Genomic DNA, 24,207 nt, shown 5'->3' with positions numbered 1-24,207 from the left:
ATGTAAGGTCTTTGCAATAGATGGTGCACTAGAAAACGAATGCTTATCGTTCACAAGCGATGAAATCTTTATCTCGATCCAGTCTACTATTAGCATCATAGAGTTCCTTTGAAACATACGGCTTGTATTTCACTTTTCCACCTTTGTTTTTAGCAGAAGAAGAACGAGCAACACCACCTATGTAGTCTTTATTCAACTCCGAACAGTTTTTGTACTTCTTTGTTTTTGCTTCTGCGACAGTAAAATCGATAGAAGACAAACCAATCACTAGTCCTAAAGATAGAAAAATAGTAATTAATTGTTTCATAGCAAGATCCCCCCTTCTATATTTTACTATTTTTGTATATATATTATAATTTAAGTAATTGTTTTCTTCAATAGATATGATGTGACTAATTTCACTCCCCATATGTACGATCCCATTCTTAATCGTTGGGATTTTTAGTGGCCTTTGTTTTCCATCACTCACGCACTCTTTACTTTTCCCCCTTCGACTCCCTCTCCACAGTACATCACTTCGCATTGCTTATATGTTTCCTCTTTTCTCTTATCGAGTGTGAAGAAAGGTCTCCACAGTTTGAAGTTCCTCCTGTCAAGTAGACAGGAATAAAAAAGCACATTTAAGCATGTACCCATTGACACAATACTGTCTCGACAGATAGAATGTATGGGTTGAGGGAAAATAGAATGTCGATCAGAGATATAGTAAGGCGATTAAACTAAAAGCAATTCGACGATTGTTAGAGAGTCAGTCGTTGTAGTGGTGGAGGAAGTTGTAGCCTATTTGTTATCTGCTGAAGCGACTTTTTCAGGACACAGCTTTTCTACAACGTTTTACTTTTTTAACAGTTCTTTCGGCGGTGTCTCATATTTAATGTATCCCGGGATATTTGTTATATAAAGACTGCTTCCTAAGGCATATTGTCCTCCATACGCTTGACTGTAGCTATATACGCGATACGTTTCATAAGGATGAAGCACTCTAAGAAACTCTAGCTGACCTGCTTCATTCGCTTCCATAAATTGATAGGCTTTAATATCGTAAGCTTCCCGATTTGTCCTTCTTTCAATTCTATTTGCCATTTTGGCTTTGGTAAGCAACTAATGCTTGCTTCCCCATTTATACCCATGCCGCCTCGAAATTTTTCCAGTTTACCGCTCGTTTTTTCCGATGATAAAGAGGGGCATTTACATAAATATACCGTTCGTCATATCCCGTAATAAGAACGGAATGTTCCCAATAGGTAATGGAAATTTTTCCTCTCTTTGTATTCCAAATGCGGAACTCGGATGGCGGCAGTTTTTGAAATTTCGCATTGACAATGCCCCACACGGGAGAAACGCGATCACTTAATCTCTATAATGATTTCCATCATAAAAAAGAGCACCCGACATCGGTGCTCATTACAACAAGTTGAGTAACGCTTTTTTATTTTGCTGCATTTGCTCGTATAACGTTTTTACTTTTTCTTTTAATTTCTGAATTTCTTGATTGTTCGTGCCGACTTTCTTTTCTAACGCGCGAATTTCATTTGTCACTGCTTTTAATTGATTGGAAAGCGAAAGCAACTTGCTAATTAACTTATCGATTTGTTCTTGTTTTGCTTCTTCGCTATCGTCTTGATCTTCTACAGGCTGCTCTACAGAAGTCGTTGTTTGAGTATCCGAAACGGATGTAGAAGATGTGGAATCCGTTGCCGTAGCACCTGTTTGTTCGTTTGTAACTGGCTCGCTCGTTTGCGTTTGATCTGTCGGCGTCGCCGTCGTATTCGTTTCCGCTGGCGTTGCCGTTTCTTTCGCTGGCTGGCTGAGCGCTTGAATGTCAGCCGTCACGTTATTCATTCGTTCTTCGATTTTGCTCACTTGTTTATTCAATTGAGCCAATTTTTTTGCGAGTATTTGTTGCTCTTTTTTCGCTAATTCTTGTTTTTTCTTTAACTCTTGTTTTTTCTTCTCTTCTTTCTTTACAACTATCTCAATTTTTTCCACTTGTTTTGCTCGCATTTCCCGCTTCCCATCATGCTTGGCTGCAAATGCAGGCGATGCGACAAGCATCGATGCAAGTAAAATTGGCAATCCTTTTTTCAACATTACCAACTTCCTCCTTTGTGTGTTCATTTTTGGTTTGGTAATGGCAGCTGGCTGGCATAGGTTTCCCCTTAGCCCCTATAGCTTTGTGACGCTAAGTTTCCTTAGCTGTACCTTTATAAATATTGTACCATAATTTTCTTCTCATAGAAGCAAGCCTAAATTACTATTTTTCTAGTAAATCTTGAGATGGTATTATCCCCTACAAGTAGACAGCGAAAAAAGAGGACATTTGATATGATATTCTTGAATCCTTATGCATAACTTCGAGTTTTTGCTCTAGTTTTGCAACACCATCTTACATAAAAAGAAAAGCCCCGTAGAGATTTCTCTCCGCAGAGCTTTTCGACAATCTTCGGTGGTGACAGTGGAGTGAGCCCAATTACTTAAAAATAATTCCTTGTGTATATTTGATCCCTTGTTTGTTCGCACTTGCCACTAGATTGTTGTTTACATGAACGTTAATGCTTTCAAAATTAGGTATATCTAGCTTATCTTTTGAGAACGTTACCCCATTTTTCAATATCTTGTCCGTTCCGCTAAGCGTGAAACGTTTTACCTTGTTACCGCCGTATTGTATCCACAGTTCAGTAATATATGCTGAAGATACAATTTTTTTATCAATAAAACCTGAAATTTTAAAAGATTTAAGCTTAAAACTCTTTGATGTTTTTTCCACCGTAATAGTAGTAGTAAAAGCAAGCTTCGTACCATTAATATAAGTGGTGTTATAAAAAGTGTGAGTGCCATTTTTAATCTTTTTGATTTCGTACTGGTCGTAATCAGGTTCCGCATAAGAACCAACCTTAAAGTTATTTAAATCTTTAACGGTTTTATTTATTGCTCCTTTTGCTTCAGCTTCATAAGCAATAGAAGAATTAAAAAATACAATAAAAGATAATACAAACAGTACAATAAATTTAGAATTAACTAGTTTACCCATCATAATGCTTATACCTCCTTCGAACGTAAACGGTAGCTATTCGCCTTCTGTAATGTAAGATTAACTTTTATTAAGAACGCCCTCTCACCTCCTTATCGCAGAAGTAAAAATGCTCCGCGAAAAGCGTAGCGCATTCCCCTGTTTCTATACAAATACATCTTTATTTTCGACAAGGTACCATGACGATATCTTTTAAAAATCGAAACACAGCCTCTAAATCTTTCGTTTCCTCTTTTCTGCCAATATAATCTCGGTTATACTTATCCACCATGCGGTACATTTCTCCATCCCATTTCTCAAACTCATCATCTGTAAGATCGCGTTGATTCAGCACCTTTGCTGTTCCTCTGCCATTATACCTTGCTTCCATCGCCAACCTTTTCGCAAGCCTATAGCAAAGTTCCTTTTTTGCTGGATCCTTTTTAAAATGCCGGAAATCGATGTTAAACTTCAACCCGAAGTTGTGAACAGTCCGATAGTTGATATCCATGCTTCCATCCGCATCAACCCAGCCAATATGAATCCGAATATCCACTCCATATTTCGTAGGTAAATCAATAATGAATGCCTTCTGATTCGAACGGTAACTCTTATCCCATCCTAACTCCAATAAAAATTCTCGTATTTTGCTGTATGTATCAATCACATCTTTTGATAAATACAATTCCACTGTATCAGGAGTAGGTTTCACCTTATTCCTTTTCTTTACTAGTTCTGCCCATGTACCTCTGTTACAATGTATATCTTCCTTTTCCACCGCTTGATTTTTGTAATCGAGCAGAGCAACCATGTCAGAAGGTTGAAAGGCAATATAACCGAACCCTCCATAAGCAAATGTACTAACCCTCTTCTCCCATACTTGTTCATCAAGCATATCTGCAAGAACGCATGCAATCACATTGCCCCTCATAATGTTTTGGATCGTGCAATCATAAAGCCATTTTGCTTTTTCCTCAGAAAATCCCCAATGCACGCACCACTGTTTAAATCCATCGTAAAGACCTTCGACACTATCGTTAATAAAAGGCGGAAAAACCGAACCGGCATTAGCTTTTATTAAATAACGCCTTGCCCCCATGACAATTTCATCTTCAGAGCGTTTGGATAAGGAAAGTCGATATGGATCAAGCTGCTCGCTCCAAATATTTTCATTTAATTCAGGATTCGAGCACAATTTTGCTTCAATCAGCCAAACGTCTCCTTTCTCATCTGTTCCAATCACATCTGAAATTCCTGATCGATTCCTACTCTTTCCATCAGGTAGCCAGATCTCGTTTCCCCAGATAAAAAGCTTTCTCGTTTCACCATTAGTCAGAGTAATTGGATGGAAAAAAGTATATTCCATAAAAGCATTGACTAGTTGTCTTTCATTAGGATAAATAGAGGTAATCAATAAATCCTCCCCCAATGATGCTGATACGTCCGCTAAATAAAGAAAAGGACTAGCATCTATTGCAACAAACCTCGATCCTTATCAATCATATTAATTTACTCAATTTCCATTTTCAACTATCATTCTTCAATAAAATTCGACACATTCGGATGGTGGCAGATACGCAACCTATTATTATGGCAGTCGGCTGGTTTTTCGTGTGTAGGCCAACGACAAACAGCTCACGGTCATCTTCCACAAGAAACAGCTTCAACAACCTGTACGCATCTTCTGGGGACTTGATTTGACGCTCCTTGTACAGTACGGTAGACTTCCAAACGAGCTTTAGGCTGACAATGTTGACGCGCTTTGCTGGCTGTTTGATGAGTACCTCTCTTTCTAGCAATTTCGGCTGTTGGTGGTTGATCGTTTAATACTTGCTCATCCTTTCCCCCCCTAAACAAAAATAACCTCAATTCCCCGAAAGGAATTGAGGCTGGTCAAAGTGTATAGAACTCGTATCTGATACTCATATAATTATATTAAATACTTAAAAAACTTTTTGATACAGTTTCTTAGAAGGGGATACGGACTGATAGCCAGTTTAACTAACTTAATGCAAAAAAGAAAAGCCCCGCAGAGATTTCTCTCTACAAGACTTCTTCGAATGTCCACTCGCCAAACTTCGAGGAGCGACAGGCACGCCATCCTTAACGTTTAGATTTTCTATAGCCAGCAGCGATTGCTTCTTGTTCTGTACAGAAAATTTCTTCCGGTTCCGTACGATCGTAAAATTGTCCTCCCGGCAAGTGATAAATTTTTTCACCGGAACTTGAAATGTTCCCTTTAATATTTAAGCAAGCTTGTTTAGGTTGTTGCTGCTGTTCAGGCTTAGGCTGAGATTTTGGCTGTGGTGCTGATGACGATTGGGATTGTGATTGTGGTGACGTCTTTGATTGTATATTAGATTCTTCCTTAGTTTCTTGTGAAGGTACTGGTGTTTTTTCATTCTCTTTGTTTTTGGCTGTCGACGCTTTTCCCTTTTCTTCCACTGTCACAATTTTTTTCTTGTCATCCTTATCTTCGTTACCTCCGCCACCATCACTGTCCCCAAATAAAGCTGTACAACTACCCACAAGAATAAGTAATATAAAAGTCAAACAACCACAACCAAAACAACCGATTATTTTCTTTTTTTTCTTTTTTTCCTCTTTTTCCTTTTTTTCTTCAGACATCGTTCTACCCCCCTCTATATTTCTAACAAACAATCAATGTAATTTCCAGTCCGCACAAACGCTGTATTCATTTAATTTAAATGTCACCATACCAAAAGCCCCGTAGAGATTTCTCACAACAGGGCTTTTTGGCATATTCAAGAGGTAACAGGCACACTACAATTTTTGCTTATAAAAAACCATTTAAGTGGTAGATTTTAAATCTTCATATCTGCCTATAATCGGGTTTTACGAAAATCTTTATCATCACGCAATTAATTTAGTTCTCTAACAATATATTTCGAACTGACCCATCCCACACGTCCATCTTTTAATATGATTTTATACCAAGAATTTTGGATTTCCAGCTTTCCATCGTCTGTTAATGACAGCTGAACATACTCTCCCATTTTTAGCTGGGTAATTGGATCTTTTGTCGTTGACGGCGTTGGTCTTACATTTAATGTGGTCACATTGACACTGCCTAAGTTTTTGACCGTAATGTATTTTTTATACTCATAAAACTTAATGGAATTCGTCCAATATTCTTGATTGTTGTATTTTAAACGAACCCAGTAATCATTCGTTTTCTCCAGCAATATAAATGTAGATCCTTTTTTCAAAATGGTTATGCTTTTATTCGCTCCTTTTTGATCGTATAGCGCAAGGTCTTGATTCGCCACCGCTACGATATTTTCCGGAAACACGTCCGATCCTTGCGGAATACTTGGTGAGGCAGGCACCGTTTCGTTTGGTTTAGCGGATTTGTAATAATTACTATCATACGCCAAAATATTGGCCATATGGCGGGCGATGCTTTGCCCCCAATATGGATCGCTGGCGTAATAAAAATTCATGCCTTCACTGCTCTCATTGACACGTGTTCCCGTTAATGTATTAGTGCGAAAACCGAGATACGCTCCTTTAAAATACGAATAGGCCGGGTTTAAATATGTTGCTTTCACTTTTCGAGCGATATAATCAATCGATTCTTCTACGGACGAAAAGCGATATGCCGAAACAAACGGGGATGCGTCATAAGCGCCGTAACCGAATAAATTGTACTTCGTCAGCGCCAGTCTCGAAGTGCCGAAACCACTTTCATGAATCGCATGCGCGGCTAAATATAACGCATTTACTCCATATTTTTTACCGGCATCGATAAACACTTGACCTTTTCCTAGTAAAACGCTTGGCTTATTTGTTGAGTTGACATAATTTTCGATATACTTGTTTATTTGTTGAGCCGTAACCGAAGCGGTTGTCCGTAAATCAATAAATTGGTAGCCGTCCCGCACCCCGTTTAAAGGCGCTCCTGTTTTCACTTCCGTCACATAATCTCCAGAAACGTAACCGATTGTATTATTATATGTTATTTTGTACCAATTATTGGACGTTTTATGGGTCGGCACAATAATCGTTCCCTTTGAAATCGTTGCAAGGATATCAGAGTCCTTATTCGGTTCTTTTCGTACATTTAAATCCGCTCTTACCGCAAACGTTTTGCCAGAAATCGCTTGTTCTGTAACAGGCGTATTCGATGAATTATTCGGTTGCTTTGGTTGCTCTGTTGTTTGCTGATCTTGCGCTGGCTGCTGTGACACTGGCGATGATGGCTTCTGTCCTGCATTGTTTCCTGTATAAGGAGCAAAATCTTTGATATAAACATATCCCGTTTTGTTTTTATAGCTAACTTTATACCAATCTCCAACACTAAAACTAGATGCAACAATTGTTCCTTTTGCGATTTTCTCCAACTTTGCATATGCGCTTCCAAAGGAAGAATACAAAAATGTATCCTTATTCGCTATATACTTCGTCGCCGTAAAACTTTTGGACGACACTTTTACAACATCGCTGCTTATGACATATAGCTTTTTCCCATTAAAAGAAACTTCATACCAAGTTTGACCGACACTATTGACTACTTTTCTCGTTGAATATAATCCGTTGCCGCTGGCTAAACTAGTAACAGCTTTCTTTTTCGTGTTTGGCGCGCTGTAGAGATTGACAGTTTTCTTGGTAAAGTAATATGTACCGCTCGTTTTAATATATTGATCATATTCCTTTAAACAACTGCCGCTTACCCAGCCTGTTTTCGTATAACTTTTCCCTTTCAACATATATTGGTACGAAACTTTGTACCAGTTCCCTTTTTTCTCTGTCGCCGTGACTGTTTTTCCTTTCGGAATGATGATGATCACTTTGTAATTCGTTCCCGCTTCCGACCGCATGTATACATTATTAGTCGTTTGATACGTTGTTTTGTTTAATTTTACCGTACTCGCTGCCTCTACTGTATTTACGCTCCACGAAATCATAGATCCCCCCGCAGAAGCAAGCAAAAGCCCCATCGATAAAACGACAGCTTTTCCTATATTTTTCATCTTTTCGTTCCCACCTACTTCTCTTTTTTTCTATCTTTCTTACTGAGAAGCGACAAAGGAAAAATGAACAATATTTTTCTACTCTTATACTTTTTTATCGGCTTATTTTCAAAAATGTTAAGTGATTCGTAGATGATGTATAAAATTTTGTATAAAGCATTTTACTAGATCAAAAGAGAAAATGCAGGGTATTCTCTGATTCGGCCTTAACACATTCCAGAGAACGAAGTACCCTACCTATGTCTTGGACTGAACCATTTTGTGATTGTAGCAACCAAAAGTACGGTTCCAGCCCGAACAAACGATTTTATCAAAGAAACGATTGATAATCCCGCAGGATTAAAAAAGACAGAGAACCAATCAATGACTCTCTGTCTCTAGCAATCTTCGACAAACTTCGGAACGTGACAGGCACGAACCCCCTTTTTTAATCGTTTATTTTTCGTATACACTCCACGTCGGTTTTTTTATTTTTGCAGACAAATTCAATATTTTCGTTTTCACCCTTTTTGCTTCGCTTCCTGTTAGCGGAGTTGGCTGATAGTTATTTCTTGTTGTGACAGATGAAATGCGGCATGGAATAATACGAATCTCTTTTCGAGCCGTTAGTTTGCCATTTTGAACATAAAAAGTTTGCTGAAAGATGAAAGTGTCTTTATCGGACGGATTTTTATTGCCCCCAAACATAAAATTCCCTAAACTATAAACAATGAATTTGCCTTTATATTCTTCGATTCCTTGGATAACGTGCGGATGGTGTCCAACAACTAAATCCGCTCCGCTATCGATCGCAAAACGTCCTAATGATTTTTGGGTTGTATTAGGAATATAACTTCTTTCCACGCCCCAATGGAAATGAACAAGGACAATATTCGCTCCTTTTTTCCGCAGTGAGCGAATATCATTGAGAATTTGCTTGCGAACCTGACTATTATCCACCCATCCTTTGTAGCCAATTACACCGATTTTGACCCCTTTTACTGTTGTCAACATCGGATGTTTCTCATCAAAATAACCGATGCCTTCCTTTTTTAAGTTTGCGATCGTGTCTTCATATCCTTTTTGCAAATAGTCATACGTATGGTTATTCGCCAAATTGACAGCCTCAATCCCCGCGAATGTTAAAATTTTTGCGTACGATGGATGACCGCGAAACCGGAATTTTTTATTCGCCTTTCGCGTAGAGGTTGTTAAGGTTGTTTCCAAGTTAACAGTGGTAAAATCGTCGTTTTTAAAAATCGGTTCTATATTTTTTGAAAAAAAGCGAATGCCATTTCTTTTTGCTACATCATCAAAAGAATTTACATATCCGTAATTTTCATCACGCCCAAGCGTTACATCTCCTGCGGCGCTTAATGTAATACTTGTCGTCTGCTGTTCACGATTTAATTGTTTCGTCATCGTTTGAGGAACCATAGCACTGGATTGTGGCACATACATCCTCATGCCGAGGCTGTGTAATCTGCCAACCCCTTGCCAGTATTTGTCAAAATAGAGTTCACTTTGCCCCCAAAATACTTTCGCCTCTACTTTATTTGCAGCTGGTAATATGGTTAAAAAAATAAATGTAGCTATTAGAGCGTAAGTGATATGCTTAAGCCGACTTACCAAATAAATCCCCCCATGTCCTTATGACAAAGTATACCATTGTAAAGCACTTCTCTCTTTTACGTTGTTGCACAAATCCTGCTGCAAAACGTTTGCCTAGATCTACACAACACCAGCCATGAGCATGCCTATAAAGCTACGAAACTCCTCTGAAAAACGCACATATGTTGCTGCAACTTCTTTGGCTTATACCTCCTTTCCTTCATATAAATGGATATTCAATAATTTTTGAAAAAAATCCTGCCTAAGCGATGTAAAAATGCTTCGAAGAGGGGCAGAGTTGTTTCGATCCAAAGTTTTACATTTTTGTAATTATATTGTATAATTTTTCACACAGTGTTTATAAGTTATGGGAATAACTCGGTAGGCAAAAAGAAACTTAGTCCTAAAGAAAGAACGTATTGAGATTATCAAACACCCGTTCAATATGCAAAATCCAGTTAAAAACGAGGACAAGGCTATATTTCCTCCTTCTCGTCTTAACCATCTATTCTCAGAATACCTTGGGGCTGTCAAGTGCTTTCCTTGATAGTTCCTCGTGAGACACTGAGAAAAAGACGAGAAAAGAAAGGAATCAGAGCCGTTTATCCCTGATTCCTTCGGGGTAACCGATTTTTATATTGTCTACTTTTGGGATCGCAATGCTCTAGCACCTAATGTCCGTTTGCAAACAAATAATGTTTCTTTTTATTCCCCTCTCCCTTTCATTATGTAGATTTTCTTTAACACTTTAAAGAGAAGGTAATCACCTTACCGCTTTTTAGAGCATGTGGGTCAGCCCCCACTATCAATAAGGCCACTTTTTTGTGAAGTAAGTGATGCCTATGTCTATGGCTTCAAAGTAGCTGTCTAGAACGTCTGGAACTAGGTAAACAGCTACTCTGTGATTTCGCAGGTAGATATACCCTGTGCCTGATGCACCGGTAAAGTCACTTTTGAATTTGAAGGTTCCGATTCCATTTGAATCAATGGTCACTCGTGCTTTCGACAGGTTTTCTTGTTTGACATCTGCTCCATCATTTCGGTAGTAAATGACTCCGCTAATGGCTAGATCGATCTTATTGCCACCCAAATATTTCACTTCAGCAACTTGGTAATATTTATCCTTTGAATTGGACATATTGGTCCATGTCATATTATAGGTTTTTAACTGTTCGTTACTAACGTTTGAGATCATTGCGGAAGTAGGTTTAACAAATTTGCCGGAATTCTGCGGAACATATAATCCGCCACCAATATAATAATATCCCTTTTGAGTTTTTGCCGGTTTAAATACCGGTTTTTCCACACCCTTATTAAAAGTGCCTTTTTTGATCATTTTGTTATTCTTATCCAGCGTGTAATAATTGGTTGTCTTAGTCACTACAATCTTGCCAAGTTGCCCTTTTTGAAATGTTGTCTTTCCCCAAGGAATCGTGTAAACATAACGGTTTGTGCTTAACTCCATTGTTACAAAATGCTTGAGTATTACATCATATATACGTTCATACTCTTTCTCCATGCTCCCTTCATACATGGGTTCTGCAGGTCCTAAAGCATATACATTATTACTAGCCTTATCACCTTGGATGATAGGAATATAAACGTCTCCTTCTCCTTCATATGTATAAAAACCCTTTTTAATTAATACAATTAATGCACCCACTTTTTTAGAGGTCTCTTTGAAATAAAATTTCCAGCCTTCTTTGTCCTCCACTACCTTAATACGACTCAATTCTTTTTTGGGCAATAACATACTTAAATTATATTTTTTGCTGTAAACAGGAACTAATGGATCATTAGTTGCTGCTTGAAATGGTTTTGGCAAAAACGATGCCATTAATAAAAAAACCAACAATAATGAAATAATTTTCCTCATATAGGTCCCTCCTGCATTTTTTACCAATAAATTGTACCATGGGAGTGCTTTATTGTAAATAATTATTTTCATTTTCTGACAATAAATAACTCAAACTTTGCAAACTGAAATCGTTGGCTCCTTGGTAGGAATTAGGGCTTAATACTATTTATCTAGCTTCTATTTTATATTAACTGTCTCAAAAGTTATTTGAAACGGATTTTATGTTTCTACTAAAGTACAAAAAGAAAAGCCCTGCAGAGATTTATCTCCGCAGAGCCTTTCGACAAACTTGGGAGCGTGACAGGCGATATTACTTCTCCCTTTGAATCCTTAAATATGATATTAGAGGTATCAACTCCGTTCGTTACCGTCCATAATTGAACATTTTCTGCGCCTTTAATCTCTTTTACATTGGCATTGTCGATTAATACTTCTTTTACTTCTGCACCGCTTAAGTCAATGACAGCATCTTTTGAAGTTGGGCTGATCACAATTTTTGTATTTTTTAAACCTTCCCCTTTAACAGTAGCTGAGTTCTTTAACCAGATTCCCTCTCTAATTACTGAAGTGCCGTCCATGTTGACCAGAGAGTTGGAAGCTTGAATCGTTAGTTTTTTAGTTGAGAAGCCAACAAGATTATATACCTTGTCATATTTCGGCTGTGCAGCACCTAATTGTATCTGAATTAGTACCGGATCATGGTCGCTTGCACGTCCGTGCACTTCCATAAAAGATGAGTTGATATGGACAATATCGACTATTGTTGATTGTGCCAAGTTATTAGATACTAAAATGTGATCAAGTACCTGGGAGTTTCCTTGATGCGTATACGAATAGCGCTCTTCTGCCGGAACTTTCTCGATCATATTTGTTAATTCGTTTCCTTTTAGTGTTTTTAAAGGATTTGAAAATTCGAAATCATTAAAGTCCCCTAATACCACAATATTTGCATTCGGATCTTTTGATTGAACATCTTTTACAAAATTGTTAACGATTCTTGCCATTTCAAGGCGTTTAGCCTCGCTTTTGAATTCTGGAGGCTGAACTTTCCCGAATAAAGGAAAGTCTCCGCTTTTAGAGTTGAAATGGTTTGCTATTACGATCACACTTTTTCCGTTAAATTTAAACTGTGCTGCCAGCGGCTTACGGCTGGAATCAAACGCCGGGTTTGTTGGGTCAATGCGGCCTGGGTTTAATGTCAGTTTTCCATTTTCAAAACCAACTGCTTGTGTGGCAGTACCTTTTGTTCCTTCTACAAGAGATACCCGGTCTTGGTTATAAAGAAAGCCAACGCGAATATTTCCACCAGGAGCACCGCCGTCCCTATTATTTTCCGGAGCGATATCCGTATAAGCGTATTCTGGACCTCCAAGTTCTTTAATTTTGTTGATTAATCTCGCAAAACTTTGATCAGCATTGGTATTTCCGCTGTCTGTTTCCCCGTCATTATCCTGCATTTCTACTAAACCGATAATATCCGGCTGCTTCAAATTTTGGACAATTGCTTGTGCTAGCTTTGTTACCTTTGCGTCATCTGTTTTTGCTGAGAAATTCTCTACATTGTAAGAAGCAATTGTCAGTTTCTCTGGGTCTGGAGTAATCGTTGTTGTTTCACGAGCGGTTGGTCCTTCAATAAGTGGCGGTAAATCACTTTTATTGCTTAACACTTTATAGTTGCTGAAACTATAACTTACAACACCCTTGATTGAGCCATTAAAATAATCTCCTGTTTTTGCCACGTAGTTTTCATCATTAATATCAATCATGATTCTTTCAGGGTTGTAGTCTGTTTCTGAAATTTTTAATCCACCAGCTATTGTATTCGTTGGAATTGATTCAGGGACAACGATGATCTCACCATATTTTTGCGGTGCAACAACCTTTGGATTATCTACCTGCACAAGCATTCCTTCTAAGCTTTCAAAGAAGTCGATTCCGTCTTCTTCCGGATCAAATTTAGTGAAACTGTCATTATCAATAACTTCAGTCGGAAGTGCTCGGTCTTTTCCAATCACAACTGGTGCAGGAAGGAATTGTCCGCTTGAAACCTTTGTAATGGAACCTGATCCTGCATTTATTTCGGTAACCGGCAAATCAGTCTGTAATTTTTCATCATATCCCTCTAATACATATTCTTTCACTTGTCCGGTTACCTTCACAACGTCTCCAACATTTACGCCATGAGATTTTTTATAAACTAAAATTCCTTCTGATGTCTTATCATCATTATCTGGCTGCAAATCTTGCATATAAAAGTTATTAGCGTCAACCACATACGTTACGATGCCTTCAACATCTGTTACGTTTTTTCCATCTAATGGTGAAGTGTGTCCGGCACCTTGAATGTCATGGATGCGAATCTCCCCATCTTGAATGATGTATTGGAAAGTAGCTACATCACTGTTTTTTAATCCATCCTTCACCGCAATCGCTTTAATCGTTGTGTCTTCAGTTATGGTGATTGGTCCACTATAAACGAGACTGCTTGTCGTTGGTTCGGTGTTGTCTGTTGTGTAGTAGATTGTCGCGCCTTCTGTAGCTGTTGATAAGGTTACCGTAACTCCCTTATTCACTAGCCCTGAACTAGGAGTCGCTGTAATAGGTTGCACTTTATTTGATTCGGCAACAATGTCAGCCGCATCACGAGGAATTAACTGATAAGTATTTTTATACGCACCTAAAACGCCAGTTATTGATTCATAGGTTTTATTAACGGAAAGTAAGTTCGTATCCTCTGGACGAATGACAAACGTATTTCCGTTGCCATCTTTGGCAATATAATTGCCGTTGGATAAAGATTCAACGGTTACATTGTGAACAGCTACAAGCATACCTTCTTTATCTTCGTTAAGTTGGTCTGCTGTTAACACTTGCGGCTGTGGAACCATCCCTTGGCCGATGACTTGTACATCACTTGCTTGAACATTGATTTCCAATAACGTATTAAAATCAGTTAACGTTCCTTTTACACGAACTTTATCTCCGCGTTGAACATTCAGTCCTGAACCGTATAGGACGATTCCTGCCGTTTCATCTTGGATATAGACGGTATGTTTTAATACAGCCGTCACGATTCCTGTTGTGCTTACCTGTGTTCCGATTGCTTGTTTTCTTACATCCGCAATCGATTGTTCTTGCAAAACTGTATAGACAAAAGTCTGAACTTCACTTTTTTCAAGCCCGTTTGCTACGGCGATTGCTTTAATCGTTATATCTCTGTCAATGGTTATTGAACCTGTATACTCTGTGCTTGTTTCGGTTGGATCTGTTCCGTCCGTTGTATAATAGATTTTTGCACCTGGTGTTGCTGTTGATAGCGTTACTACTGTTCCCTTTTCAACCGCTCCGGCTGCAGGGGAAGCGGTGACTGGTTGGACTTTTGATTGGTTGGTGTCCTCAACAAATTCAATACTTATTGGAGATTTCAATCCAGGTAAATCATTATAACTCTCCAAATTTCCTGTAACTCGAATTTTTTTACCTAAATTTCCTGGATTTTTAGCCAAACTAAATTTTTCTCTATATGGTGCTGTTAATTGAATATTTAACGTTTTGAACTTATCTGTTTCACCAGCTTTATCTGCAATACTAATATTATATAGACCTTGGCTATGATCAAATGGTGGTTCGTAAGTAAAATTCCCACTTCCTTTAGAATTGCCAACTATATACCCTTCTACCGTGGCACCATTTGTACCTTGCTTGGCAATTGCTTCAGCAACTGTCATAACTTCAGCTGCTTTTGATACATTAACCGGGACGAACAGACTTATGGCCATAACCCAAATGAGCACTATGTTGAAAGTTTTCTTCCAACTTTTTATCTTCATTTTATCCTCCCTAGGTTTATATTTTTTCCATACATAGCCCCTGGCAATTTTGCCCAGGGCCTTGTTTAATTTTTTTAGTCAAGGAAATATGTTTCGCCTTCTACCGTAACATGGTTTAAAACGATCGCTGTGTTTCCTCTTAAATAAAGGTCACCTTTTACAATTGCATACTCTAATTTGTCAACTCCCGTTACATCAACAGAAACGTTGCCGTTGTAAACTTTAGGAGATTGTGCCGTTCCGCTGAAATCAGCTGCGTTTATAGAGGTTATAGCAGTCGCTACATCAATGATACGTCCTTCCACCGATGGATTTACCGTTTGATTTGGTTGAGCAGCTACGTAATCTCTGAACATTTCCCAGTCTACAAATCCCGGCTCGCTTACACGTCCTTCTGCGTAAGCCTTAGCGAACATGGTGTAGCCATCTCCACCTTTTGCGGTAAAGGTATTTGTGGCTACTACGTATGTTTTATTAGGATCTAACGGAACATAATTGTCTCCTTCTTTCACTTCCACTGTTAACACTTTTTCACCTAATGGTTTTCTGCTGTCATATGTGAATTTCATACCGGAAACTTGCAAGTACCCGCCAAAAGGTTTTGGTGCGTCTTTTACACTGTGTTCAAGCGCTTCTTTGATTTCAGCACCCGTCAGTTTCATTAATGCTAATGAGTTTCCAAAAGGCATTACTTCCAGTATTTTTGCTAATGTAATGTTTCCAGCCGGGATGGTAGCACGAATTCCACCCCCGTTTTGGAGAGCAATGACTGTATCTGGATTAATAGTTTTTGCCTTTGCCAGCATGCCGTCAGTAATCAAATTTCCTAAGTTTGTTTCGCCAACACGTGCAGGCGGATTTCCTCCAATTAAATCAACGGCTGCTTGTCCAATAATAGTATTTTGCTTTTCTACAACTTTTGGTTTGTATTTTGTTGCTAAAATTTGAGCATCTTCAGGATCATCTTGTAGCACATAAACCTCTTTATCTCCTACTTTTACTTTTTGATCAATGTCGATCAGCTTGCCGGCATAGCCAACCACTTTCCCATTCTCATCAAACTCGACATCTAGCGTACCAAGGTACTTGCTATATTCATTCGCTTGAACAATAACAGTCGGCTCTTCTCCTGTTTTATCAACAACAGGTTCAACAAGCTTATCGTGAGAATGTCCGCCAACAATAACGTCTATTCCTTCAACTTCCTTTGCCAACGTAAGGTCATTATCTCCACCGCCGTCGTTAAATCCTATATGGGTTAATGCGATAATTTTATTGACTCCTTGGGCTTCGAATGCTTCAACTGCTTTTTCCGCCTCTTCAATGTAGTCTTCAAAGACTACGTCTTCACCTGGACTTGAAATATTTTTCGTTTCAGCTGTTGTTAGGCCGAAGATACCGATCTTTTCTCCATTTACTTCTTTGATAATTCCATTATAAATTTTTCCGTTTTCTGGATTTGAAGATATTTCATTACGGAAACTTACTTTTAGATTTTCATCTTTGGAGAAATCGACATTGGCGCTGACAAATGGGAACTTCGCCCCCTTCACAAAGTTAGCTAAAATTGCAGTTCCTTTGTCAAACTCATGATTTCCAAATGTCATGGCGTCATAGCCCGCAAGATTCATAAACTCTAAATCTGCTAATCCATTAAATTCATTAAAATACAATGTTCCAGAGAACACGTCTCCTGCATCTAATAACAATGAATTAGGGTTTGTTTGTCTTACCTGTTTAATTGCAGTGATGCGTCTTGCAATATTGTCTAAATGAGCATGTGTATCATTTGTGTGCATTACTGTTAATTTAAATGGGTTTCTCGTTCCACCTGATCCTGTATTACCTGTTGAACCAGTTTGTCCACCGGGATTGTTCTTTACTGTAACACCGGTAGCCGTTTGCACCGTACCGTTATTTATTACTTCAATAGAACCCGTGACGGATGAATCTTTCTTAATCTCTTTAATTACAGAATCTTTAGCTACTTCAATTTTTGCATTAGCATTTTTAACAGTGACCGTAGCTTCCTTTAAGTCCCCTTTTAATTCGATTTTTTGCCCTGATTTTTCGGCAGCCAGGTTCACGGCTTGTACTTTCGCGCCTTGTTCCGCTTCCAATTTCGCTTCTGTCTTCACTTCGATTTCTTTCACTACGGCGTCTTTCGCTACCTTGACTTGTGAACCTTCTCCCGTTACCTCTACCTTCGTATTAGAGAAGTCACCTTTCAATTCCACACCTTTGCTTGATTCGCTGCCTTTTGTACCAATGGAAACGACTTCGTACGCACCTTTTTCTTTAGAATCAAGAATAATCGTTCCTGTCGCTCCCGCCTTTTCTGTAAGAGATAATGTCTTAATCTTTGTTCCTTCTTCCGCTACGATGTTGGCACCGTTCGCATCGTTGATTTTCAATTCTTCCGCTGTAACGTTTTTCTGACGCAAACTGTGATCAGCCACATCATCAACAATAATGACACCGCCTTGGTTGTTTACCTTGTTCACTTTCACATTTTCAAGGTAAACCGTTCCAGCGCCTGTTTCATTCCCTTTAATAATAATATTTCCATTGACCTCTGCATTTGCCAGTTTAATATATTGATCTTTTCCCGCAATGAGGATAACGGATTGGTCGTATTTTTTCACTTCCGCTGCCGTTCCGCCAAAAGTGGTTGGCTTGTCCGCTATAGTAGAATCTGCATTAAAAATTGCAAATCGCTTTTCCAAATCTGCCTTAACCGGATTTACGTAAGCCATCACGATTTTTAATAGCTTGCTATTTTCTTTCAACACTCCAAGTTTTAAACCTTCGCTCACAAATTTTTCAATACGGTTTTTATGATAAATCGCTTGATCAATCTTGTTTTCTTTTAGTGCCGCATTCAAACGGTCTGTTTCTATTTTAATGGAAACTGGGTATAACGCCGCATCTTTCACTTGTTGTGCAGGTTTGAGATATGTTTGAATCAATGCTGTACGAGTAGAAGCACCATATACTTTATAAAAAGCAGGGGACTTTGTACGAATTTCTTTTGTTAAATCATGATATGCTTTTTCTGTGGAATCATTTACGATATGGTTAGAAATTAACTTCTTTAATATATTGGCTTTCGCTTCGATTTTTTTGCCGGCCGATACAGCGTCTATATAAGAGGCAGCGCGATCAACGTATACTTGAACATTTTGCGTGAGACGAGCCTCCAAAATTTCTTTCTCTTTTCCTTTTAGCTTCTTTACTTCTTCCCGAGCAGCTTTCAACGCAGATTTTGTCTCATTAAACAGCTTCATATCTGGATAATCTAACACATTTTTAGGATAAACCTTTTTCCGGTAATCGTAAGAAACTTGCCATTTTAATGCGCCGGCAAGTTTTTCCGCTTTAACAACCAGCTTCTCAGCATTGGCCATTGTTGCGGCTTGAGCCGGATTGGAAACCACAACTGCATTAGCGGCGACCGCAGACATAGCAGCAATAGATATTGCTAACTTTTTAGTTTTTTTCTTTCTCATTCTTCTTTCTCCTTTACTAAAAATATTGATTTCGAAAATAAGTATAATTATTGGTAAATAAAATCCTTATATCAAAGTACCATATTTTTCATATTAGTACAATATATGTAACGTAAATAAATTATTAATTTTTTATTAATTATATATTATTTGAATATTATACTTTTAAATAAAAAAGAATAGATTAGTGAAGAGACCGTCAGACAATTGCCGAGGAGATTCTTACTTCAACTTAATATGTAAGATTTAAATGGCAGTTTAACCCTTTCTACATTGTTGAAACCACTTGGAGAATTTTCTCCTTTTCTCACTGCCGGAATTTCCATACAAGGGCCAATTTTTATGCTCACTTTTTTATCTAACACCACGAGTTTAAAAAATTATTTTGCTTAAAAATAATTGGGAGTATATATGGATGAGATCGTTATTAGTAGCTCTTCTATCTTTTGTAGCTCTTCTACTTTTTGCAATGCTTGCACTTATCTTTCATTGGGTTAACATTATCAAGATCAATTCAGATGAGCAACTTAGACAAACTCAGAAAATAATTGACTTGTTACAAGAAATTACTCAAAAATTGGATAAAAAACTATAACTTTGTATTTAACGGAAGCGGTACTTCCATAAAAGTATCGCTTTTTTGTTCAGTTAATAGGCAATTTAGTCAAATAAGGAAAAGACATATTCAAACGGTGACAGGCACGCTGTTAATTTCCTTAAATTTTTCACAAAAAGATAGCAAAAGAAAAGGAACCAGAGCCGCTTCGACACTGGTTCCTTCTGAACTAACTGGAATGATACTGTCAGCTTTTCTGTCTGTTGCGCACAGGTACGCAATCAAGAGCTTTTATTATTAATCTAGAGATATCGCATAGTTTGGTAAAAATTTATTACCTTCTAAATCTGTTAATGAATCATCAATTTTAATTGTAACAGCATTTGTTATTAAACCATCACTATCTGTATTAATTAGGATCGCCGGTTGATTACCATTATCTAAATTACCATCAATGTCTCGCTTATAAATAGCTGTAAACTCAGTTATATTATTAGAACCTTCAGTTATAGTAATTGCATACTTAAGATCGTCGCCATCATTTAGTTCCGTTCCCAAAGTTCCTAAAGCCTCAGACAATCTAATGACAATCGTTTCAGCTTTATTTCCATTATCATTAAAAGTGATGGAACTAAACGTCGGAGAAATATACACCTTGTACACAGCTTGATCAAGTGCTATTTGAATTTCGCTTTCATCATAGAATTTTCCAGCAACAGCTTTCTCATTTCTTGTATGATCCTCATCATATGCTTTCAAAGCATCACGTATTGCCATTACTTGTTCCGCTACGGCAAGCTTTTGATAATCATTAAAACCTTCATAATACATTTTACCTTGAAAATCCAAATTAAGATTTTCTAACGCTTCTTTCATATCTACAGCATTTGTTGCATTATTTACTGCTTCAACCGCTCGAGCTCTTGCTGCCGCTTCTTGCTCAATATCCGCAATGCGTGCCTCTGTTACTGCAATGCGTCCATAGTTTGGCAATTGTTCGATTTCTTCTTCTGTTACTCCTGCACTTTTCGCATTTTCAATAGCTGTATTTACTCCTTCTAACAATTCCTGCAACGCTTCCTTATCATTAAACATATCTGCCTCTGCTTTATCTGCTGGCAGCTTTGCCAACTCTGTTTCTAATGCTTCAATTGCTTGAGCTTTTGCCGCTGCTGCATCAATATCCGCAATTCGTGCCTTTGTTATCGCAATGCGCCCGTAGTTTGGTAACTGTTCAATTTCCTCTTCTGTTGCCCCTGCACTTTTCGCATTTTCAATAGCTGTGTTTACTCCGTCCAACAATTCTTGCAATAATTCTCTATCATTTATCGCATCCGCCTGTGATTTATCTGCTGGCAGCTTCGCTAACTCCGTTTTCACTGCTTCAACTGCTTGTGCCTTTGCTGCTGCATCAATATCCGCAATTCGCTTCTCTGTCACCGCAATGCGCTCGTAGTTTGGTAATTGTTTGATTTCCTCTTCTGTTACTCCTATACTTTTCGCATTTTCAATGACTGTATTTACTCTTTCTAACAATTGTTGCAATAATCCCCTATCATTTATCGCATCTGCCTCTGCTTTATTTGCCGGGAGATTCGCTAACTCCGTTTCTAATGCTTGAAGCGTCTGCTCCTTTGTTAGCACAGTTTGACTACTATGATTAATCGGTAAAATAGAATTACCATCAATATCTTTTATTTTCGCAGCTCCTGTTTCTGAAATAATAATTTTGACAAATTGACCAGGAAGAATAGACTGTCCATCAATTGTAAATGTGATCGAATTTGTTGCCGATGACAGATCAATGGTTTGCTGTAAGTTTGTAATCGATCGTTTCTCTCCATTTACATTGACTATTATATCATTCTTATCTAATACACCATCAATCCATACGTTTTCGCTAAATATTAACTTTATAGTATTACCCGATGCTTCCACAGCATCAAATGTCGGAATTTCATTGACCTCATCAATTATGTTTTGCAAAGAATTCAAATCTTCAAGTCTATCTTTATTGTCCACTATATACTTCTGATACAGATCAAACTTACGTTCATTATAATTCTGTATCTTTGATGTTTTTGACAGATAATGTAACAAATGGTCTAAAGAATAAATACGTCCGTTATAATCACCATTTGCAATCAATGCTTTTATATGTTCAATAACAACAGAATCAGAAACATCACCTGAGATCTCCGATGAAGCGAGATCATATGAATCCTGCCCTTCTGGAGTGATCCATTTTACAGTTTCCGATACATAACCAAGACTAATGATATAATTCCCTAATAAATTAATTTCTTTGTCTAACTGAATCTCTAACTTAGTTATACCTTTCTCATCAGCTGCAATCCACTTAATTGATTTGATATTTGATTTATTTATTGAAAAATCCTCAGCTGTTATATTGAAATATCTAATAACTTCATCTATATCATCGTTTGTAAAAGTTTCCTTTTCTAATGGATAATTAAATTCAACATAAAAGTTATTAGATTCAAAAGTAAATCTTGTTACATAATGCGAAGAATTGATATCTTTCTCCGTAATTTTAATTTCCTTAAACTTTACTATTTTTCCATTACTATCTAGTTCGTACAGTTGTATATATTGGTTAGGAGATATATCCGTGATATCATCTCCAATATTATAAGGTTTTACATCGGAAGGAGGTGTATCTCCTACGTTTGGTATAGTAGAAACTGGTTGATCAGAAATCTTGAACACTAATTGATTACTATTTTCAGGAATATAATTAATCGAAGTTGACCCTAACGCAAAACCTGGGTATAAATGTACTTCCATTGTTGGTGCTGTTTGATCACTCGCCGCTACCGGTTGTACCACTATCGCATCTGTATATCCTGTTGCTTTGATGACAATGCTGTAGTTTTTAGCTGTTGTGAATAGACTCTTATCTAACGTGATCTTACCATTTGTGACTGTATACTTCTCTGTAGCTACTGACACTCCATCTACTTCTACAGCCGTGATTTTTCCTTGCCAATCTGTATTTGGAGCAAACGTTAATTCAATGTCGTTTCCCACTTTTGCATCTGTGTTATCTGCTGTTAACGTTGGCGCGGTTTGGATGCTACCAGCAGAACCCGATCCCGTCGAACCATCTGTAGAACCGGTTTGTGGCCCAGTTTGTCCCCCATCCTTGTTATTCACGGTAACACCTGTAGATGTTTGAATCGTACCGCTGTTTGTTACTTGAATAGGGCCTGTTACTGAGGAGTCTTTCTTAATCTCTTTTACTACAGAGTCTTTTGCTACTTGGATTTGTGCATTCGCATTTTTAACAGTGACCGTAGCTTCCTTTAAGTCCCCTTTTAATTCGATTTTTTGCCCTGCTTTTTCGGCAGCCAGGTTCACGGCTTGTACTTTCGCGCCTTGTTCCGCTTCCAATTTCGCTTCTGTTTTCACTTCAATTTCTTTCACTACGGCGTCTTTCGCTACTTTGACTTGTGAACCTTCTCCCGTTACTTCTACTTTCGTATTAGAGAAGTCGCCTCTCAATTCCACCCCTTTACTCGATTCGCTTCCTTTCGTGCCAACGGAAACGACTTCGTATGCACCTTTTTCTTTCGAATCAAGTATAACCGCTCCTTTGGATCCTGCTGTTTCTGTAAGAGACAATGTTTTAATCCTCGTTCCTTCTTCCGCCACGATATTGGCACCGTTTGCATCGTTGATTTTCAATTCTTCAGCTGTGACGTTTTTCTGATGCAAACTATGGTCAGCCACGTCATCAACAATAATGACACCGCCTTGGTTATTCACCTTATTCACTTTCACGTTTTCAAGGTAAACCGTTCCGGCACCTGTTTCATTTCCTTTAATAATAATATTTCCATTGACCTCTACATTTGCCAGTTTAATATATTGATCTTTTCCCGCAATGATGATAACGAATTGGTCGTATTTTTTCACTTCCGTTGCCGTTCCGCCAAAAGTGGTTGGCTTATCCGCTGCAGTAGAATTTGCATTGAAGACCACAAAGCGCTTTTCAAACTCTGCCTTAACCGGACTTACGTAAGCCATTACGCTTTTGAATAGATTGCTATTTTCTTTCAACACTCCAAGTTTTAAACCTTCGCTCACAAATTTTTCAATACGGTTTTTATGGTAAATCGCTTGATCAATCTTGTTTTCTTTCAGCGCCGCATTCAAACGGTCTGTCTCTATTTTAATGGAAACTGGATATAACGCCGCATCTTTCACTTGTTGTGCAGGTTTGAGATATGTTTGAACCAATGCTGTACGAGTAGAAGCACCATATACTTTATAAAAAGCAGGGGACTTTGTACGAATTTCTTTTGTTAAATCATGATACGCTTTTTCTGTGGAGTCATTTACGATATGGTTAGAAATGAATTTCTTTAATATATTCGCTTTCGCTTCAATTTTTTTACCTGCTGAAACGGCATCAATATAAAGGGCAGCGCGATCGACGTATACTTGAACATTTTGCGTGAGACGAGCCTCCAAAATTTCTTTCTCTTTTCCTTTTAGCTTCTTTACTTCTTCCCGAGCAGCTTTCAACGCAGATTTTGTCTCATTAAACAGCTTCATATCTGGATAATCTAACACATTTTTAGGATAAACCTTTTTCCGGTAATCGTAAGAAACTTGCCATTTTAATGCGCCAGCAAGTTTTTCCGCTTTAACAACCAGCTTCTCAGCATTGGTCGTTATTGCGGCTTGAGCCGGATTGGAAACCACCACTGCACTAGCGGCAACTGCAGACATCGTGACAATAGATGTTGCCAACTTTTTAGCATTTTTCTTCCCCATTCTTCTTCCCCCTTAAAGAAAATATTTATTATCTATCTTATTACCTACTAAAAGGTA

At 38.0% G+C, this 24,207-nt stretch carries 13 protein-coding genes, 1 pseudogene and 1 riboswitch; of the genes and pseudogenes, 1 reads left to right on the top strand and 13 read right to left on the bottom strand.

The genetic code is table 11. From position 1 onward, the window contains the following. Positions 1-43: 43 nt before the first annotated feature. From QSJ37_RS10610 to QSJ37_RS10555, 12 genes and pseudogenes are all read right to left on the bottom strand, one after another. Entirely contained in the window at positions 44-307 is a 264-nt protein-coding gene (locus QSJ37_RS10610) for an excalibur calcium-binding domain-containing protein (protein ID WP_285755123.1), read from the bottom strand. A 527-nt stretch (positions 308-834) separates the two neighbouring features. Further along, positions 835-1,070: pseudogene (locus QSJ37_RS10605) on the bottom strand (bifunctional 2',3'-cyclic-nucleotide 2'-phosphodiesterase/3'-nucleotidase); the annotation flags it as partial. 50 nt (positions 1,071-1,120) lie between these two features. Continuing rightward, positions 1,121-1,333 carry a hypothetical protein gene (locus QSJ37_RS10600; RefSeq protein ID WP_285755122.1) on the bottom strand — a complete coding sequence of 71 codons (213 nt, stop codon included), beginning with the start codon at positions 1,331-1,333 and terminating at the stop codon, positions 1,121-1,123. A 71-nt stretch (positions 1,334-1,404) separates the two neighbouring features. Then, positions 1,405-2,091: a hypothetical protein gene (locus tag QSJ37_RS10595; protein ID WP_285755121.1), complete on the bottom strand. Its 687-nt coding sequence runs from the start codon at positions 2,089-2,091 to the stop codon at positions 1,405-1,407. A 39-nt stretch (positions 2,092-2,130) separates the two neighbouring features. Then, positions 2,131-2,213: riboswitch (cyclic di-GMP riboswitch) on the bottom strand. Between the two features lie 257 nt (positions 2,214-2,470). After that, a complete protein-coding gene (locus QSJ37_RS10590; RefSeq protein WP_285755120.1) occupies positions 2,471-3,034 on the bottom strand; it encodes a hypothetical protein in 564 nt (187 codons plus the stop codon). A gap of 157 nt (positions 3,035-3,191) precedes the next feature. After that, complete coding sequence (locus QSJ37_RS10585; RefSeq protein ID WP_285755119.1) at positions 3,192-4,253, bottom strand: hypothetical protein; 1,062 nt, start codon at positions 4,251-4,253, stop codon at positions 3,192-3,194. Between the two features lie 860 nt (positions 4,254-5,113). Further along, positions 5,114-5,638: a sunset domain-containing protein gene (locus tag QSJ37_RS10580; RefSeq protein WP_285755117.1), complete on the bottom strand. Its 525-nt coding sequence runs from the start codon at positions 5,636-5,638 to the stop codon at positions 5,114-5,116. 254 nt (positions 5,639-5,892) lie between these two features. Continuing rightward, on the bottom strand, positions 5,893-8,004 hold the full coding sequence (locus tag QSJ37_RS10575) for an SH3 domain-containing protein (protein WP_285755116.1): 2,112 nt from the start codon (positions 8,002-8,004) through the stop codon (positions 5,893-5,895). 435 nt (positions 8,005-8,439) lie between these two features. Next, entirely contained in the window at positions 8,440-9,420 is a 981-nt protein-coding gene (locus QSJ37_RS10570; RefSeq protein ID WP_285756104.1) for a CapA family protein, read from the bottom strand. 979 nt (positions 9,421-10,399) lie between these two features. After that, positions 10,400-11,470 (bottom strand): hypothetical protein, encoded by a 1,071-nt coding sequence (locus tag QSJ37_RS10565; protein ID WP_285755115.1) that lies wholly within the window; start codon positions 11,468-11,470, stop codon positions 10,400-10,402. A 212-nt stretch (positions 11,471-11,682) separates the two neighbouring features. After that, positions 11,683-15,282 carry a chitobiase/beta-hexosaminidase C-terminal domain-containing protein gene (locus QSJ37_RS10560; protein WP_285755114.1) on the bottom strand — a complete coding sequence of 1,200 codons (3,600 nt, stop codon included), beginning with the start codon at positions 15,280-15,282 and terminating at the stop codon, positions 11,683-11,685. Between the two features lie 74 nt (positions 15,283-15,356). Beyond that, positions 15,357-18,791 (bottom strand): 5'-nucleotidase C-terminal domain-containing protein, encoded by a 3,435-nt coding sequence (locus QSJ37_RS10555; protein ID WP_285755113.1) that lies wholly within the window; start codon positions 18,789-18,791, stop codon positions 15,357-15,359. Positions 18,792-19,206: 415 nt separating this feature from the next. On the opposite strand from QSJ37_RS10555, the gene QSJ37_RS10550 reads away from it, so the two are divergent. Continuing rightward, positions 19,207-19,386, top strand: coding sequence for a hypothetical protein (locus QSJ37_RS10550; protein ID WP_138187375.1), 180 nt, complete (start codon positions 19,207-19,209; stop codon positions 19,384-19,386). A gap of 258 nt (positions 19,387-19,644) precedes the next feature. Here QSJ37_RS10550 and QSJ37_RS10545 read toward each other — a convergent pair whose 3' ends face one another. Continuing rightward, on the bottom strand, positions 19,645-24,150 hold the full coding sequence (locus QSJ37_RS10545; RefSeq protein ID WP_285755110.1) for a hemoblobin-interacting domain-containing protein: 4,506 nt from the start codon (positions 24,148-24,150) through the stop codon (positions 19,645-19,647). Positions 24,151-24,207 lie beyond the last annotated feature (57 nt).

Origin of the sequence: Parageobacillus sp. G301 (assembly GCF_030268025.1) — a bacterium.
Lineage (GTDB): Bacteria > Bacillota > Bacilli > Bacillales > Anoxybacillaceae > Parageobacillus_B > Parageobacillus_B toebii.
The sequence above is the reverse complement of the archived record's forward strand: the minus strand, read 5'-3'. Positions and strand labels throughout refer to the sequence as shown.

Excerpts from the sequence above, each read along its gene's own strand:
- QSJ37_RS10610 (WP_285755123.1), bottom strand. The coding sequence starts at position 307 with ATGAAACAATTAATTACTATTTTTCTATCTTTAGGACTAGTGATTGGT.
- QSJ37_RS10595 (WP_285755121.1), bottom strand. The coding sequence starts at position 2,091 with ATGTTGAAAAAAGGATTGCCAATTTTACTTGCATCGATGCTTGTCGCA.
- QSJ37_RS10590 (WP_285755120.1), bottom strand. The coding sequence starts at position 3,034 with ATGATGGGTAAACTAGTTAATTCTAAATTTATTGTACTGTTTGTATTA.
- QSJ37_RS10580 (WP_285755117.1), bottom strand. The coding sequence starts at position 5,638 with ATGTCTGAAGAAAAAAAGGAAAAAGAGGAAAAAAAGAAAAAAAAGAAA.
- QSJ37_RS10575 (WP_285755116.1), bottom strand. The coding sequence starts at position 8,004 with ATGAAAAATATAGGAAAAGCTGTCGTTTTATCGATGGGGCTTTTGCTT.
- QSJ37_RS10570 (WP_285756104.1), bottom strand. The coding sequence starts at position 9,420 with ATGGTTCCTCAAACGATGACGAAACAATTAAATCGTGAACAGCAGACG.
- QSJ37_RS10565 (WP_285755115.1), bottom strand. The coding sequence starts at position 11,470 with ATGAGGAAAATTATTTCATTATTGTTGGTTTTTTTATTAATGGCATCG.
- QSJ37_RS10560 (WP_285755114.1), bottom strand. The coding sequence starts at position 15,282 with ATGAAGATAAAAAGTTGGAAGAAAACTTTCAACATAGTGCTCATTTGG.
- QSJ37_RS10555 (WP_285755113.1), bottom strand. The coding sequence starts at position 18,791 with ATGAGAAAGAAAAAAACTAAAAAGTTAGCAATATCTATTGCTGCTATG.
- QSJ37_RS10550 (WP_138187375.1), top strand. The coding sequence starts at position 19,207 with ATGAGATCGTTATTAGTAGCTCTTCTATCTTTTGTAGCTCTTCTACTT.
- QSJ37_RS10545 (WP_285755110.1), bottom strand. The coding sequence starts at position 24,150 with ATGGGGAAGAAAAATGCTAAAAAGTTGGCAACATCTATTGTCACGATG.